Annotated in this window: 16 protein-coding genes, 1 tRNA gene and 1 pseudogene; 7 read left to right on the top strand and 11 right to left on the bottom strand. The window is 70.8% G+C overall.

Translation table 11 applies throughout. The annotated features are described in order from the left end of the window. Window positions 1-2 precede the first annotated feature (2 nt). The 6 genes from ACYVP9_RS10485 to mshA all read right to left on the bottom strand — a co-directional run bounded on the left by ACYVP9_RS10485 (window position 3) and on the right by mshA (window position 6,247). Window positions 3-1,214, bottom strand: coding sequence for an ATP-binding protein (locus ACYVP9_RS10485; protein WP_460605063.1), 1,212 nt, complete (start codon window positions 1,212-1,214; stop codon window positions 3-5). Between the two features lie 66 nt (window positions 1,215-1,280). After that, entirely contained in the window at window positions 1,281-2,021 is a 741-nt protein-coding gene (locus ACYVP9_RS10490; RefSeq protein ID WP_460604748.1) for a 2,3-diphosphoglycerate-dependent phosphoglycerate mutase, read from the bottom strand. A 19-nt stretch (window positions 2,022-2,040) separates the two neighbouring features. Next, the gene (locus tag ACYVP9_RS10495; RefSeq protein WP_460604749.1) at window positions 2,041-2,625 is read right to left on the bottom strand and encodes a TetR/AcrR family transcriptional regulator; all 585 of its coding nucleotides are present in this window, start codon (window positions 2,623-2,625) and stop codon (window positions 2,041-2,043) included. Further along, complete coding sequence (locus ACYVP9_RS10500) at window positions 2,622-4,424, bottom strand: MFS transporter (RefSeq protein ID WP_460604750.1); 1,803 nt, start codon at window positions 4,422-4,424, stop codon at window positions 2,622-2,624. The genes ACYVP9_RS10495 and ACYVP9_RS10500 overlap by 4 nt, the downstream gene beginning before the upstream one ends. A 96-nt stretch (window positions 4,425-4,520) precedes the next feature. Beyond that, complete coding sequence (locus ACYVP9_RS10505) at window positions 4,521-5,018, bottom strand: type III secretion system chaperone family protein (protein ID WP_460604751.1); 498 nt, start codon at window positions 5,016-5,018, stop codon at window positions 4,521-4,523. Continuing rightward, complete coding sequence (mshA, locus tag ACYVP9_RS10510; protein WP_460605064.1) at window positions 5,015-6,247, bottom strand: D-inositol-3-phosphate glycosyltransferase; 1,233 nt, start codon at window positions 6,245-6,247, stop codon at window positions 5,015-5,017. Before mshA ends, ACYVP9_RS10505 begins: the two co-directional genes overlap by 4 nt. A gap of 97 nt (window positions 6,248-6,344) precedes the next feature. Here mshA and ACYVP9_RS10515 point away from each other — a divergent pair, with 97 nt between their 5' ends. Continuing rightward, the gene (locus ACYVP9_RS10515) at window positions 6,345-7,100 is read left to right on the top strand and encodes a Rossmann-fold NAD(P)-binding domain-containing protein (protein WP_460604752.1); all 756 of its coding nucleotides are present in this window, start codon (window positions 6,345-6,347) and stop codon (window positions 7,098-7,100) included. 134 nt (window positions 7,101-7,234) lie between these two features. Here ACYVP9_RS10515 and ACYVP9_RS10520 read toward each other — a convergent pair whose 3' ends face one another. After that, entirely contained in the window at window positions 7,235-8,248 is a 1,014-nt protein-coding gene (locus ACYVP9_RS10520) for a UDP-N-acetylmuramate dehydrogenase (protein ID WP_460604753.1), read from the bottom strand. A gap of 26 nt (window positions 8,249-8,274) precedes the next feature. Here ACYVP9_RS10520 and ACYVP9_RS10525 point away from each other — a divergent pair, with 26 nt between their 5' ends. Beyond that, the gene (locus ACYVP9_RS10525; RefSeq protein ID WP_460604755.1) at window positions 8,275-9,084 is read left to right on the top strand and encodes a class I SAM-dependent methyltransferase; all 810 of its coding nucleotides are present in this window, start codon (window positions 8,275-8,277) and stop codon (window positions 9,082-9,084) included. A gap of 39 nt (window positions 9,085-9,123) precedes the next feature. Here the strand turns inward: ACYVP9_RS10525 and ACYVP9_RS10530 are convergent, their stop codons facing one another. Continuing rightward, window positions 9,124-9,753, bottom strand: coding sequence for a GNAT family N-acetyltransferase (locus ACYVP9_RS10530; protein WP_460604756.1), 630 nt, complete (start codon window positions 9,751-9,753; stop codon window positions 9,124-9,126). Window positions 9,754-9,819: 66 nt separating this feature from the next. After that, window positions 9,820-10,392: an ASCH domain-containing protein gene (locus ACYVP9_RS10535; protein WP_460604757.1), complete on the bottom strand. Its 573-nt coding sequence runs from the start codon at window positions 10,390-10,392 to the stop codon at window positions 9,820-9,822. Window positions 10,393-10,422: 30 nt separating this feature from the next. Here ACYVP9_RS10535 and ACYVP9_RS10540 point away from each other — a divergent pair, with 30 nt between their 5' ends. After that, entirely contained in the window at window positions 10,423-11,355 is a 933-nt protein-coding gene (locus ACYVP9_RS10540) for an alpha/beta hydrolase (protein ID WP_460604758.1), read from the top strand. Here the strand turns inward: ACYVP9_RS10540 and ACYVP9_RS10545 are convergent, their stop codons facing one another. Continuing rightward, window positions 11,356-11,811, bottom strand: a complete 456-nt coding sequence (locus ACYVP9_RS10545; protein ID WP_460604759.1) for an SRPBCC family protein — start codon at window positions 11,809-11,811, stop codon at window positions 11,356-11,358. Window positions 11,812-11,857: 46 nt separating this feature from the next. Between ACYVP9_RS10545 and ACYVP9_RS10550 the strand changes: the two genes are divergently transcribed. The 3 genes and pseudogenes from ACYVP9_RS10550 to ACYVP9_RS10560 all read left to right on the top strand — a co-directional run bounded on the left by ACYVP9_RS10550 (window position 11,858) and on the right by ACYVP9_RS10560 (window position 13,409). Next, window positions 11,858-11,930: transfer RNA gene (locus tag ACYVP9_RS10550), tRNA-Lys, on the top strand. A 113-nt stretch (window positions 11,931-12,043) separates the two neighbouring features. Further along, a pseudogene (locus ACYVP9_RS10555) lies at window positions 12,044-12,222 on the top strand (helix-turn-helix domain-containing protein); the annotation flags it as partial. 386 nt (window positions 12,223-12,608) lie between these two features. Then, window positions 12,609-13,409, top strand: coding sequence for a hypothetical protein (locus tag ACYVP9_RS10560; protein ID WP_460604760.1), 801 nt, complete (start codon window positions 12,609-12,611; stop codon window positions 13,407-13,409). 165 nt (window positions 13,410-13,574) lie between these two features. On the opposite strand, the gene ACYVP9_RS10565 is transcribed toward ACYVP9_RS10560, so the two are convergent. Beyond that, complete coding sequence (locus tag ACYVP9_RS10565) at window positions 13,575-14,042, bottom strand: MarR family winged helix-turn-helix transcriptional regulator (RefSeq protein WP_460604761.1); 468 nt, start codon at window positions 14,040-14,042, stop codon at window positions 13,575-13,577. Window positions 14,043-14,106: 64 nt separating this feature from the next. Here ACYVP9_RS10565 and ACYVP9_RS10570 point away from each other — a divergent pair, with 64 nt between their 5' ends. Further along, window positions 14,107-14,925: an NAD-dependent epimerase/dehydratase family protein gene (locus ACYVP9_RS10570; protein ID WP_460604762.1), complete on the top strand. Its 819-nt coding sequence runs from the start codon at window positions 14,107-14,109 to the stop codon at window positions 14,923-14,925. The last annotated feature ends 16 nt before the right edge of the window (window positions 14,926-14,941 follow it).

The following is a 14,941-nucleotide window of genomic DNA, read 5'->3' on the forward strand; positions in this document are numbered from 1 at the left end:
CGTCACCCCGACCGGTTGGCCCGGGACCGCGGCTCGTGCATCTCGAGCTCGAAGTGGCGTCGAAGGTAGTCGTCGAACTGTGGAACGGTGAAGGCCGCGTAGCCGAGGCGTGGCGAGTAGATCAGACCTTTCCGAATCAGCGCGTCGCGCGTCGTACCTGCCTGAGCTGCGCTCCGCATTCCAAGAATCGAGGCGACGTCACCGCTTGCCACTTCAGAAGACCGGGTCTCTGCCATCGCCCTCAGATACCGCCGTTGCGCGATCGGCAGTCGGTCGGTCCGGAATACGAAGAAGCCTCGATCGAGTGAATCGCGAACGATCGGCCCTACGCTCGTGACGTCCCGCGAAGAGATCGGGAGGTCCGCCGCGTTCCGCCAAAGGTGATCACCGAAGACTTGCAGGAAGAATGGATAGCCCTCGGTGAAGTCGAAGACCTCGTTGAGTGCCTGAGCCTCGAAGTGCACGCCCTCTGCGCCTGCAGGCTCCGACAGCGCGCGCGCAGCATCAGACGGGTTGAGCGGTCCGACCTCCAGCGGCGTGAACATGCGCTCGGCGTAGCTTGCGGCCTCTGCCAACACCCCGCGCGTCTGCGGCAGACCGGCCGCAACCAGCGTGACCGGCAGCTCCCGCTGCGCGACCTTGTGCAACCCGGTGACCAGCGCTCCGAGCGCAGTCGAATCTGCGAACTGGAGTTCGTCGAACATCAGCGCGATACCGCGCTCGTGTTCGCGGGCCGCTTCGCCGAGCGCAACGAGCAGATCAGTCATATCGCGGGACTTGTCCATGGAGGCCCGCGGTTGATCATCGGCGGCGCCAGCCCTGGTCACGCTCAGGCCGGCTATGGAGTAGGAGAACTCGAACGCGCCCAGTAGTCGACTGACCCGCTCCGCCGCGCTCCGCCAAGCGGAGGGCGGAGCCACTTGAAGAAGAGCCTCCCGGACAAGACGCGAGACGGTCGCAAAGAGGTCGCCGGACGCTGTGAGCTCGTGCTCGACCGTGACCCAGTGCCTCGAGATAGCTCGCCGCGCGAACTCGTTCAGCAACACCGTCTTGCCTACGCCACGCAGCCCGACGATCAGTGGACATTGGGCCGACCGGCCCCGCTCAAGCCGCGCGAGGGTGTTGTCGAGTTGGCGCAGTTCTTCGTCGCGACCAGACAGGACGGCGGGACTCTGCCCAGCCCCGGGCGTGTAGGGGTTCGACACCGGGTCCATTGGCACGTTACAGAGTTTACCGCTGTTTACGTCAGCCTTGTAAAGACAAGTAAACCGCGAAAACTACTACTTGCCCTGGTTCGCGACAGCCTGGATCGCCTCGGCGGCGGCGTCCGGATCGAGGTAGTTGCCCGGACCGGTCGGACGCAGCGTGGTGTCGTCCAGGTCGTAGTGCAGCGGGATGCCGGTCGGCACGTTGAGCGAGACGACGTCGTCGTCCGACATGCCGTCGAGGTACTTGATCAGCGCGCGCAGCGAGTTGCCGTGCGCGGCGACGAGCACGACGCCGTGCGCGCGCAGGTCCGGGACGATCGCGTCGTACCAGTACGGCAGCATCCGCGCGACGACGTCCTTCAGGCACTCGGTGCGCGGCAGCGCCTCGAGCAGGTCGGCGTAGCGCGGGTCGCCCGCCTGGCTGAACTCGTCGTCGTCGGCGAGCTCCGGCGGCGGGGTGTCGTACGAGCGGCGCCAGAGCATGAACTGCTCCTCGCCGAATTCGTCGCGCACCTGTGCCTTGTCCTTGCCCTGCAGCGCCCCGTAGTGACGCTCGTTCAACCGCCACGACCGGCGGACGGGGATCCAGTGCCGGTCGGCCCTGTCCAGGGCGAGCTGGCCGGTGCGGATCGCGCGCCGCAGCAGTGAGGTGTGCACCACGTCGGGAAGCAGCCCGTTCTCGACGAGCAGCTCGCCGCCGCGGACGGCCTCCGCCTCGCCCTTCTCGGTCAGGTCGACGTCGACCCAGCCGGTGAACAGGTTCTTGCGGTTCCAGTCGCTCTCGCCGTGGCGAAGCAGCACGAGGGTGGCCATGGTCCCATCCTGCCAGCGGTCAGGGGGCCAGCCCGCGCAGGACGGTGTCGACGACGAGTTCGACCTGGGCACGGGTGAGGGGCGGGCGCAGCGTCATCGCCCCGGCGACCACAGGCGAGACGATCATCCGGCGGGCCAGGTCCAGGTCGACGTCCGAGCTGACGGCACCGTCGTCGACACAGCGCTGCAGCGCGTCGTCCATGAGGCGGACGGTGCGCCCGATCAGCCGCTGCCGGCCGTGCGCGTACACCTCCGGGTGCATCGACCCGTCCGCCGCGATGCGCCGCATGATCGACGCGTACTCCGGACGCCGCCACTGCCGGCGCACCCGGTCGAGCAGATGCACCAGCTGGTCGCGGCCGGAGAGATCGTCCGGGGGCGGGGTGCCGTCGTCCTGCAGCGTCGCGATCGCGTCGACCGCGAGATCCTGCGCATTCGGCCACCGGCGGTAGACGGTGGTCTTCGCGACCCCGGCCCGCTGTGCGACGCGCTCCATCGAGAAGGCGCCGTACCCGTGCTCGCGCAGCTCGTCGAGCGACGCGGCCAGCACCGCGGCGTCGATCGCCTCGTCGCGCGGGCGCCCGCGGCGGACGGCGGCCGTCACGGCCGGGCGGCGTGCTGCGGGTCGTGCGCCTCGTGACGGCCCACGTGATCGGCGTGGGCCGCGACGGGCGCTCCCGCGTCGAGGTGGCGCGGCGCGTCGTCACCGTCGTCCGCGGGCGTCGGCGGTGTACCCGGCTTGCTCGCCAGTTCGGCGAACTGGCGCCGGCTGGGCAGGTAGCGCCACGCGACGATCGCGCCCAACAGGGCGAAGAGACCGCCTATGGCCGAGGTCAGGTTCATCGCCGACATGAAGGCGCTCTTCGCCTTGTCGACGAAGGACCGGAGGGTGGCGCCGGCCTGCGCCTGCTGCCGCTCACGCTGCTGCTTCGGCAGCTGGAGGTCGGGGTTCGCCGCCCGCGCCTCGAGTGCCGCCTTCGCCCGATCTGCGAGCGGAAGTGCGTCCCCGATGGACTGGCTCGACGCGTCGTTCACCAGCGGACCGACCTGCTGCGAGGCCGGCAACTGCCGCACGACCGACGCGGGACGGTCGAGCGCCTCGGCGGTCTGCCGCGGGGTGTCGGCACCCAGGTGGCCGCGGAACGACACGGCGAGGATCGAGCCCAGGATCGCGACGCCGAGCGCGCCCGCCATCTGGCGGACGGTGTTGTTCACCGCCGACCCGGCGCTGGCCTTCTCCCGCGGCACCGCGGCCATGATCGCGTTCGTGGCGGGCGACATGGTCAGACCCATGCCGAGACCGGTGCCGGCGAGCATGACGATGATGACCGGGATCGGGGTGTTCTGGGTGACCAACCCGTAGCCACCCAGGACGATGCCGAACGTCAGCAGACCCGTCCCGCTGACGAGGCCGGGGCCGAAGCGGGACGACAGCTTGGCCGACAGCGGGGCGGCGATCATGACCGCGCCGGCCACGGCGATGAGGCAGACACCGGCGGCCAGCGGCGTGTATCCGCGGATGGCCTGCAGGTAGTACGCGAGGTAGAACGTCGCACCCTGCAACGCGAAGAACGCGGTCGCGATGGCGAGCGCGCCACCGCTGAACGCCCGGTTCCTGAACAGCGTCACATCGATGGTCGGGTGGCTGCTGCGCGCCTGCGTCCGGATGAAGACGGCGAGAAGCACGAGACCGAGCACGATCGCGCCCAGGGTGTTCCAGCGCAGCCACTCGTTGCTGTTGCCGCCCTCGATCACGCCGTAGACGAGCACGACCAGCGCGACGATCGACAGGACGACGCCGACCGGGTCGAGGCGACCCGGCTTCGGGTCCTTCGACTCGGGCACGAGCCACACGATGAGGACGAGCGCGACGATCACGATGGGCACGTTGACCAGAAAGATCGAACCCCACCAGAAGTACTTGAGCAGCAGGCCGCCGGTGATCGGGCCGAGCGCGATCGCCATGCCCGAGGCGCCCGCCCAGATGCCGATGGCCTTGCCGCGCTCGTGCGGTTCGAACACGTTCTGGATGATCGACAGCGTCTGCGGCTGCACGGCAGCCGCGCCGATGCCCATGAGCGCGCGGAACAGGATCAGCTCGGTGGACGACCCCGAGAACGAGCACAGTGCCGACATCGCGCCGAAGATGGCCAGACCGATCAGCAGCACCTTCTTGCGGCCGAGCCGGTCGCCGAGCACACCCCACGTGATGAGCAGACCGGCGAAGACCAGCGCGTAGCTGTCGACGGCCCACTGCATCTGGGTCTGCGAGGCGTCGAGGTCGGCCTGGATCGTCTTCAACGCCACGTTGAGGATCGTGTTGTCGAGGATGACGACCAGCAGGCACAGCACGAGGACGCCGAGGATGCCCCAGCGCCGGTCGTGGATGGTCTTCTCGTCCATGTGCGTCCTCCCCGAGTTCCGCTACGCAGGCGTAGCGGTGCCCAGTGAACGCCCAGTTCATTCCGCTACGCAAACGTAGCGGAAGTGAGACGGACCTCAGTCGGCCCGCTGCGCCAGCTTCGCAAAGGCCTGCAGGTTGGCCAGCGGCTGGTCGTTCTTGACCCGCCACGCCCATTCGCGCCGGATCGACGAGGCGAATCCCAGTTCGAGCAGCAGGTTGAACGCACCGTCTGAGTTCTCGAGGACGCTGCCGAGGAGGCGGTCGATCTCGTCCGTGCTGACCGCGGCCAAGGGCACCCGTCCGCTGAGGTAGACGTCACCGACACCGTCGATCGCCCAGGCGACCCCGTACATGCGCGTATTGCGCTGCAGCAGCCACGAGTAGACCTGCTCGCGGTTCTCCTCGGGCGCGCGCAGCACGAACGCCTCGACGGCGAGCGCGTGGGTGCCGACGGTGAGGATGCAGGCGGTCTTGAGCCGCTTCTCGCCCGGCAACGCGACGGCGTAGGCGTCCGTGTCGACGCGTTGCCACTCGACCTCGAGCTCGTCGAGCGCCCGCTCGATGACCTGTGTCGTCTCCGTGCTCGCGCTCATGCGCGTGCCCCCAACCGTTCGATCGCATCGCCGGCGTCCTCGTACGCGGCCAGCAGCCGGTCGGCCGTGGTGTCCCACGAGAACCGCTCCGCCTGGGCACGCGCGTTGCCGCGCAACCGCGCCAGCAGATCCGGGTCGCGCAGCAGGCCGCTCAGCACCTTGGCCCACTGACCGGGATCGTGCCCGTCGACGAGCAGCCCCGAAACATCGTCCGCGACGGCGGTGGGCAGACCGCCCACCGCGGCGGCGACGACCGGCGTGCCGCACGCCTGCGACTCCAACGCCACCAACCCGAACGACTCGTTGTGGCTGGGCACGACCGTCACGTCGGCCGCGCGGTAGTAGTCGGCGACGACGTCGCGCGGTGCCGGCGGACGGAAGCGCACGACGTCGGCGAGGCCGAGCCGATCGCTCAGGGCCGCGAGTGCCTCGGGGTGGGCGAGACCGGACCCGCTGGGCGCGCCGAGCACGACGACCTCGAGCGGCCCGCCGAGGTCCGTCCGCACCTCGGCCGCCGCGCGGATCAGCACGTCGGGCGCCTTCAGCGGCTGCAGCCGTCCGACGAAGAGCAGGGTGCGGGCATCCGGACGCAGGTCGAGCCGCGCCCGCGCGGCGGCGCGGTCGCCCGGGGTGAAGGCGTCGAGGTCGACGCCCGGGGCGATGGTGCGCACCCGCCGCGGGTCGGCGCCGTAGTGCGACAGCAGTTCGCCCGCCTCGTCCGCGGTCGAGGCGATCAGCACGTCCGCCTCGGCCACGACCTGCTCCTCGCCGATCACGCGGGCGCGCGGCTCGGGGGTGTCGCCCTCGGCCAGCAGGGCGTTCTTGACCTTCGCGAGGGTGTGGGCGGAGTGCACGAGCGGCACGCCCCAGCGCTCGCGGGCAAGCCAGCCGACCTGCCCCGAGAGCCAGTAGTGCGAGTGCACGACGTCGTACCAGCCGGGTTCGTGTCCGGTCTCGGCACGCAGCACGTTCGCGGTGAATGCGCACAGCTGGGCGGGCAGCTCGTCCTTGGCCAGGCCCTCGAACGGGCCTGCCAGCACGTGGCGCACGTGCACGCCGGGACACATCTCCACGACGGGCGGCTGCTCGCTCGACGTGGCGCGGGTGAAGATCTCGACCGCGACGCCGCGCTGCGCCAGCCGTTTCGCGGTCTCGACGATGTAGACGTTCATGCCCCCCGCGTCGCCGCCACCAGGGGCGTCGAGCGGCGAGGTGTGCACGCTGAGCATCGCGACGCGACGGACGTGCGACACGCGGCCTCCTCGGGACAGACGTCACTCATCCAACAACGTTCCACGCAGGTACATGCCCGGGACAATGAGGGTCATGTCACGAGGAACCGCCGTCGTCACCGGAGCCAGCAGCGGCATCGGGGCCGCCACCGTCCGCCGGCTCGCGGCCGAGGGGTACGAGGTCGTCGCCGCCGCCCGCCGCCGCGACCGGCTGGACGCACTGGCCGCCGAGGTGCCGGGCGTCCGTGCCGTGACCCTGGACGTCACCTCCGCCGACTCGGTCGCGGCCCTGGCGGACGGGCTGGACGACGTGGCGGTTCTGGTCAACAACGCCGGCGGCGCCATCGGCGTCGAGAAGGTGGCCGACGCCGACCCGGCCGACTGGCAGGCGATGTACGAGACGAACGTGCTCGGCGTGCTGCGGGTGACGCAGGCGCTGCTGCCCGCGCTCGAGCGCGGGTCCGGCGGGCACGTGATCGTCACCGGGTCGATCGCGGGCCATCTCGTCTACGAGGGCGGCGGCGGGTACACGGCCGCGAAGCACGGCGCCGCGGCCCTGGTCGAGACGCTGCGGCTCGAGCTGAACGGCCGGCCCGTCCGGGTCACCGAGGTCGCGCCGGGCATGGTGCACACCGCCGAGTTCTCCCTCGTCCGGCTGCGGGGCGACCAGGACGCGGCCGACAAGGTGTACGAGGGCGTCGAGGCGCCGCTCACCGCCGACGACGTCGCCGACTGCATCGCCTTCGCAGCCACCCGTCCGGCCCACGTGAACATCGACCTGCTGGTGCTCAAGCCGCTCGCCCAGGCGGCCCCGCACAAGGTGCACCGCGGCCCGATCCGCCCCATCTGACGAGCCGGTTCCCTGGCACCCTCCCGGATTGACTGGCACGTTTCCGGGCTGACTGGACGACTTCAACCCGCCAGCGACGGGTGGAGGTCGCCAGTCAACCCGGCAAGGTGCCAGTCGATCGCGGGGCGGACGGGTCAGAACTCGACGCCCACCAGGTGCGCCTCGGGGCGCAGGCGGACGCCGAAACGCTGCTCGACCCCGTCGCGGACGACGGCGGCCAGTTCGAGCAGTTCCCGGGTCGTGGCGTCGCCGCGGTTGGTGAGCGCGAGGGCGTGCTTGGTCGAGATCGACACCCGCTCGCTGCCGGCGGTGAAGCCCTTGCCGAATCCGGCCTGCTCGATCAGCCACGCCGCGGACAGCTTCACCGCGCCGTCGACCTGCCAGTGGGGGCACCCGTCCGGCACGAGGTTCTCGGGGACGAACGGATTCACGAAGAACGAGCCCACGCTCCACGTGTCGTGGTCGTCGGCGTCGAGCACCATGCCCTTGCCACGCCGCAGCTGCAGCACCACCTCGCGGACGTCCTTCGACGGTGCGGTCTCCCCCGGCTCGACGCCGAGACGACGCGCCAGCTCGGCGTACCGGATGGGGGGCGCGTCGGGCGAATCGACCAGCCCGAAGTCGACGGACAGCACCACGTAGCGGTCGGTGTGCTTGAACGCGCTGGTGCGGAAGCCGAATCCGCACCGTTCGGGCGACCACTGCTCGACGGCGCCGGTGGTGCGGTCGAGCACCGCCAGCCCGCTGATGACGTCGGCCACCTCGACGCCGTACGCGCCGACGTTCTGGACGGGCGTGGCGCCGGTGAGACCCGGCACCCCGGACATCGCCGCGAGGCCCGACAGGCCGTCCGCCACGGACCGCTCGACCAGCGCGTCCCACGGTTCACCGGCGGGAACGTGCAGGGTGGCGCCGTCACGCTCGACGCCAGCCGTGCGGACGAGCACCACGACGCCGGGCCAGCCGTCGTCGCCCACGACGAGGTTGCTGCCGCCACCGACGACGAGCACGGGTTCGCCCGCGGCGTCGGCCGAGCGCACCGTGTCGACGAGCTGCTCGGTGGTCGTCGCCTCGACGACGCGCGCTGCGGGGCCGCCGAGCCGCAGTGTCGTGAGGTCGGCCAAGCAGGTCGGGACGGAGGTCGCCACGTCCTGCGACGCTACCGTTCGTCGGCGTGACAGGTCCGCGCCGCCGCGCCCCGCGCTACGCCGCCGGACGGGCACGCGCCCTCGGCCTGCCGACGCGCGGCACCACGAACCCGAACCGGCTGCGGCGCATGGACAACTGGATCACCGCGACGCTCGCCCCGCACCTGCGCGCGGCGGCGGATCCGCTCGTGGTCGACCTCGGCTACGGCGCGACCCCGGTCACCGCGGTCGAGCTGGCCGACCGGCTCGTGGCCGTCCGTCCGGACGTGCGGGTGCTCGGCCTGGAGATCGATCCGGAGCGTGTGGCGGCGGCCGCGGACGCCGCCGACCCGCCGAGGCTCGCGTTCGCGCGCGGCGGGTTCGAGCTGGCGGGACACCGTCCGGCCCTCGTGCGGGCGGCGAACGTACTGCGGCAGTACTCCGAGGAGGATGCCGCCACGGCGTGGACGACGCTGTGCGGCAACCTCGCCGACGGCGGGTTGGTCGTCGAGGGCACGTGCGACGAGCTGGGCCGCCGCGGCTGCTGGGTGCTGCTCGACGCGGACGGGCCCCGGACGGTCACCTTCGCCTGCAAGGTCGACGACATCGAGCGCCCGTCCGATCTGGCCGAACGGCTGCCGAAGGCGCTGATCCACCACAACGTCCCGGGACAACCGGTGCACGCGCTGCTGTCGGCGTTCGACGCGGCGTGGCAGGCGGCCACGACCCCGTTCGGGCCGCGGCAACGGTGGATCGCCGCGGCGGCCGGGCTGCGGGCCGAGCTGCCGGCGGTGGACGACGGCCGGTCCCGGCACGGCGAGATCACCGTGCCGTGGCCGGCCGTCGCCCCCGTGTGACGGCAGCGACCCGCCGTTCCCCCGTACGACCCCGCAGGGTCAGCCGGCGAGCCGCTGCCGGACCGGGCCGAGGCCGAGCGTCGCCGCCTCGGGCAGGTAGGTGTGCAGGTGCGCGTCGGGGCCGGGCACCATGCGGGTGCGGCCGGCCTCGACCATCAGCCGCTGGGCGGCCGGCACCGCGGTGCCCGGATAGGCGATGAGCTCGGTGAATCCCTGCACCTGGGCGACGCCCGCCAGGTGCGAGAGCAGTTCGGACCCGACCCCGCGGCGCTGCCACGCGTCCTCGACGAGCACGGTCGCCTCGGCGCACGTGTAGCCGTGACGGGGGTCGCGGGCGATGCCGCCGTGGGCCACCACGCGTCCGTCGTCGGTCATGACCAGGAAGCCGTGCGGCGTGCGCAGCTCGGCGTCGAGCGCCGCGGCGGTGGGCGGACGCCCGCCGAACTTGTAGCGGTCGAGCAGCGAGCGCGCGCTGCAGCGCCGGTGCATCTGGGCGACGGCGGGAAGGTCGCGCACGCCGGCCGGACGGACGAGCAGGGCGCGGCGCCCGATGTGCATCGTCCAGGGCCGCTGGGCGAGCTCGAGCAGGTCGGTCATGGGGTTGCGGCGCGAGTCACCGGGGTCGCCGGCCAGCGTGAGGCTCGCGCACGTCGTCGTTGCGGTAGGCATGCCGACGACGTTCACACCCCCGCGTTTCGGGCAGGTGACACGCAGGAAACGCCGAATGACCCGGTGTCACCGAGGGTGCAGAAGCGACATTCCGCGCGGGGCGAGGCGGTAGCCGACGTCGAGGGACTCGGTCAGTCCCAGCTCCTTCAGCTTGCGGACGTTGCGCTTGAACACGACCGTCTCGTACCCCTCCCGCTCGGCCAGATCGGGTGCGCGGACGGCCTCGTTGGCCTCGATCAGCGCGAGGAACCGGCGCGTCCACGGCCCGCGGGGGGACGCCGCGTCGAGCCGGTCGAGCCGCTGCTCCAGCTCGGCGCGGGTCGCGTCGTCGAGCTCGGCGTCGTTGCGCAGCGCGACCCGCGGGTCGTCGCCGGCGTAGGCGAGCCCGATGCGCCAGATCGGGTCCGTCCGGTGGCTCAACAGCTCCAGCAGGGCCTTGCGGGACGGCGCCCCGGCGCGGCGGGCATCGTCCGCCGTGATGTCGCGCTGGGCGACGCGGTCGACGGACGTGACCTCGACGAGGCCCAACGTGGTGCGCATGCGGGTGCCGGTGCGCAACCGCGGCCGGTCCCACCGGCGGAAGGCGAGGTCGACGTCACCGGCCTTGATGCGCTCGAGCTCAGCGGGGCGGATGAGCATGCCGCTCATTCTGACGGCAGGATGAGGTCCGTGTCCGAGGAGTGGAAGTTGCGGGTCCTGCCCGCCGAGGATCCGGTGACGGTGGGCGAAGCCCGAGAGCGCACGCGGCGGGTGAACGCCGACGCGCTGCAATCGATGGGTGCGGACTTCGAGCCCGCGTCCGAGACGGACGACGTCGTGCCCGGCACCGACATCGCCGTCCGCATACTGCGACCGAAGGCGGACGGCCCGGTGCCGACGGTCGTCTACTTCCACGGTGGCGGCTGGATGGTCGGCGATGTCGACACCCACCTGCCGCACGCCCGGCGGCTGTCGCGGTGGATCGGCGCCGTGGTCGTGATGGTGCAGTACCGGCTGGCGCCGGAGCACCGGTTCCCCGCCGCCTACGACGACGCCGAGCGCGCCGCGCGCTGGGCCGGCGAGAACCTGTCCGAGCTGGGGGGCGACGACAGCCTGGTCCTCGCCGGCGAGGGATCGGGTGCGCAGCTCGCGGCGTCCGTGGCGATCGCCCGCCGCGACGCCGGATTGCCCACGGCCGCGCAGCTGCTGATCTACCCGGTGACGGACGTCCAGGGGATGTACGTCGACGACGAGGTCAACTCGGGCTACATGTCCCGCCGGTCGCTGTACCGCCGCTTCGGGTTGACCATGGAGACGATGCAGACGTTCGCCGCCGCGTACGTCGACGAGGCCGACTCGGGCGACTGGCGGGTGTCGCCGAAGCGCGCGGCGTCGCTCGAGGGCGTCGCACCTGCGGTGATCCACACCTCGACGCTCGACATGCTGCGCACCGAGGGCAACTTCTTCGGCGACGACCTGAAGAAGGCCGGGGTGGACGTGATCGTCCGCGAGTTCCCCTCGCTGAACCACTCGTACTTCGGGCTCGGCGGCAACGCCGCCGTCGTCGACGCCGCCACCGCCGAGGCCGCGGACGACCTGCGGGAGCTGCTCGGCCGGGCGTAGTCAACCGCCGACGTACGCCGAGAGATTCCGCAGCGACGCGCCGAGACCGGCTTCGTGGTCCCCGGCGGAGATGCCATCGGGGACGTCGTCGGCGCGGAACTCGACCAGGGTGCCGCCGTCCGCGTCCTCCAGCAGCCAAGTCATCGTCATCGTCCCGGCGAACTCCGGCTGGTCGGACACGAAGTCGACGGCCTGCACGATGCGCACGTTCTCGACGATGTCGACGTACCGCGCCTCGACGACGTCCGTGCCGTCGCCGGTCTTGCCGCTCGAACCGTCGGCGTAGGCCAGGACCATCCGGTACCCGCCACCCGGACGCGGATCGTGGCGCTCGACGCATCCGGTCATGCCGCCGGGCGGCAGCCACCGTTCCAGCGCATCGCGATCGAGCAGCGCCGCGAACACTCGCGCACGGGGCGCCGGGATCACGAGCGATGTCCGGTCGGTGCGCGGCATCGCCCGATCGTAGGGTCGCGCCGCGTCTGACAAACTGGGGCGGCACGGGCCTCTAGCTCAGTCGGTAGAGCAGCGGACTTTTAATCCGTAGGTCGTCGGTTCGAGCCCGACGGGGCCCACCCACCCCCTGTGTGCCTTCGGTTGATGGTTGACAGTCGGCCTTCGGCTGATGGTTGACGGTGTTTCGGTTGATCCTTGACACCGACTTCGGCTGATTCTTGACACTCCCTCGATGAGGGAGCTTTCGGTGGCAGAACAGCGCTATGAGGCCGTGCGCGCTGTGATGGCCGACGGGGAGACGGCGAGCTCGGTCGCGCGGCCCGATTAGGGGTCTCACGTCAGACGCTGCACGCCTGGCTGGCCAGATTCGAGGCGATCCTGTGCTCGTGGCCCGCAGACAGATACCGAAGGAGGCCGCCGCGTTCACGGTCTTCATCAGCGTGACCCTGGCGGCCAGCTCGCTGGCGAGCGGGGGGCATGCGGCACTTCTGGTTCATCCTCGGGCGGTGCCTGCTCGTCAACGGTGGCATGTGGTGGCTGATCCACGGACGTCATCAATGCGCCCCTCGTGCTCCCGCTCGGTTGTTCGTGGTCGGCGTCGCGCCGATCAGCTGGTGGTGGTTCGACGAACGCCGGCGACTCGTTTGCGTGTGCGCGGCACCCTGCCGGTGTCGCTGACGGACCGTGACCAGAAGGCGGCGTCCACTCGTGGCTGGCCTCAAGGCGCGACGCCAACCGCGGCATAATTTCGAGGCACGGGACGTGCGATCGCCCCTCGCCGCCCGGGGGAGCGGCACGTGGCGACGAACCTGCCGGCCTCGCCAAACGGCACCCGGCAGCTCTACCTTGTCGTCACCATTCCAACTGCTGCCAAGTGGAGCCGCTCCGTGAATGTGTTGCCCACGCCTGAAGCACCGTCTGAGCCCGAATCGCATAAACCACCCGAGCGCAAGGTCGTTGGTCCGCGAGAGAAGCTTTCGTTTGGGGATGTCGTGTGGCCGCGGCGGCACGGCGAGTATTGGTGGGCGAAGGAAAGCTTCGGACGTTCTTCGAATGGCAGATTTAGCGCCAACGCGCTTGCGAACGATTCCTATGGATCGCCCGCCGAGCTGGTCGACCTATCGAAGCTCATCGCGCAAACCGCCGTAGACCGGGCAGCAGCGGCCGACAGGCGCGCCACAACCGTAGCCGGGTCTGTCGCGGTCGCGGCAAGCTTCACGCTTGGCGGAGGCAGCCTGGTCCTTGATGCAGCCAAGTGGCATGAGTCCGACAGTCTGCGGCACGCCTTCAGTGTCGTGCTCGCGGTGACGGTCTTCGTGTTCGCGTTGTCTGCAGTCTTCGCGGTCCGCGCGCTGGCCGGCAGAGAAGGGCGTCGTTGGAGCTGGGTGACGCCGACCGACATGCGATACGTCCTGACAGCAACCGACCCCGAGGTCCGCCTCCGCGTGCAGGCCGCTCGACTACTGAACGACTATGCACGGAACTGGGAGGTTGCTGACTTCAAGAACCGAGCCGTCGACAACTCGGTCCGCTGTCTCATCGCCGGACTTGCTCTCTTGACCGTGTGCGCGGCGCTCTGCGCGGCTGCCGTCGGGTAGGCCGGACGCGACGGTTCTATCACCGAGTGGGCCGTGTCAGAGAACATGCGATCTTGGACGCTTAAGCGGGCGATTCGATCAGGCGGGCCTGGGGCAGGGATGGGTGACACCTGATCCGCCTTGCTCGGTGAGGTCCGGGCGCCGGTCGTGCGCGGTTCGGCAGATTCAGGAATCGCTGTCGTCTCGCGGCGGGCCGGCGGAGTCGAGGATGCGGGACAGCACGTCCCGCAACTGACGTGCCTCCGCGGGAGAGAGCTCGGCGAGCAGCTCGCGCTCCGCGCGGTCGCTCGCGGCCCGGGCCTTGCGGAGAGCCGTGCGGCCTGCGTCGGTGAGTGCGACGACGTTGCGGCGGCGGTCGGCAGGATCGGCCAGTCGCGCCAGCAGACCCTTGCCCTCGAGGCCGTCCAGCAGCCCGACCATCGTGGTCCGGTCGACGCCGAGGCGGGTCGCGGCCTGCTGCTGGGACTCGGGCTCGCGACCGTCCAGCAACAGCAGGACCGACAGCTCACGCACGTTCACCGGGCCGCCGGCCAGGTGCACGGCGTGCAGTTCCTCGAGCCGGAAGAACGCGTGTTTGAGGAGATACCCCAGGCGCGCGCGCAGCTGAGGTCCCGGCCCGTCGGCGTGCTCCACGCCCGAATCCTACTGTTACGCTGATCGTCAGTAAGACTGATGATCAGTGATAAGGATGGTTCACATGAGCTCTGTGTTGGTCACCGGCACCACCGGACTGGTCGGATCGCGCTTGCTCCCCCGGCTGATCGCCGACGGGCACCGCTGCCGAGCCCTGGTGCGCAGCGACGCGCAGCTACCGGCCGAGGCCGTCGTCGTGCGCGGCGACCTCGATGACCCGAGCAGCCTCGTCGAGGCGGTGCAGGGCGTCGACGCCGTGGTTCACCTCGCCGCGCTCTTCCGCACCGTCGACGAGGACGCGATCTGGAGGGCCAACCTGGACGGCACCCGCAATCTCGTGGAGGCCGTGGTCTCGCACGCGCCGGACGCTCGCTTCGTGATGGCGAGCACCGGCAACGTCTACGACCACGATCAGGTCCGGCCCGGCGTGGAGACCGACACCTGCAACCCCACCGCGGCGTACCCGGCCAGCAAGGTGGCCGCGGAAGCACTGCTGCGCGACAGCGGCCTGACCTGGGCGGTCCTGCGACTGCCCTTCGTGTACGGCGACGACGACGGTCACCTCGCCGCGATACCCGCCCTCGCGACCCGGTTCGGGCTGCACCCGGCACACATCTACTCCGTCGCCCATCACCGTGACGTGGCGGCGGCCGTCCGACTGGCACTCGCAGGAGACCTCGACGGCCACATCGCGAACGTCACCGACGACAGCCCGGTCACGGTCTACGAGATGGCCCGCCTCGCGGGCACGCCGATCGAAGGCTCCGCCGCGCCGCTGACCGATCCGTGGTCCGGCCGGATGGATTCCTCGTTCCTGCGCGAGAAGGGCTTCCGGCCCTCCGTCCCTACCGTCTGGGACGCGGCCGCCAAGGGCATCCTCTGACGTGCGGGGGCTGTTC

The organism is Jatrophihabitans fulvus (assembly GCF_054781375.1).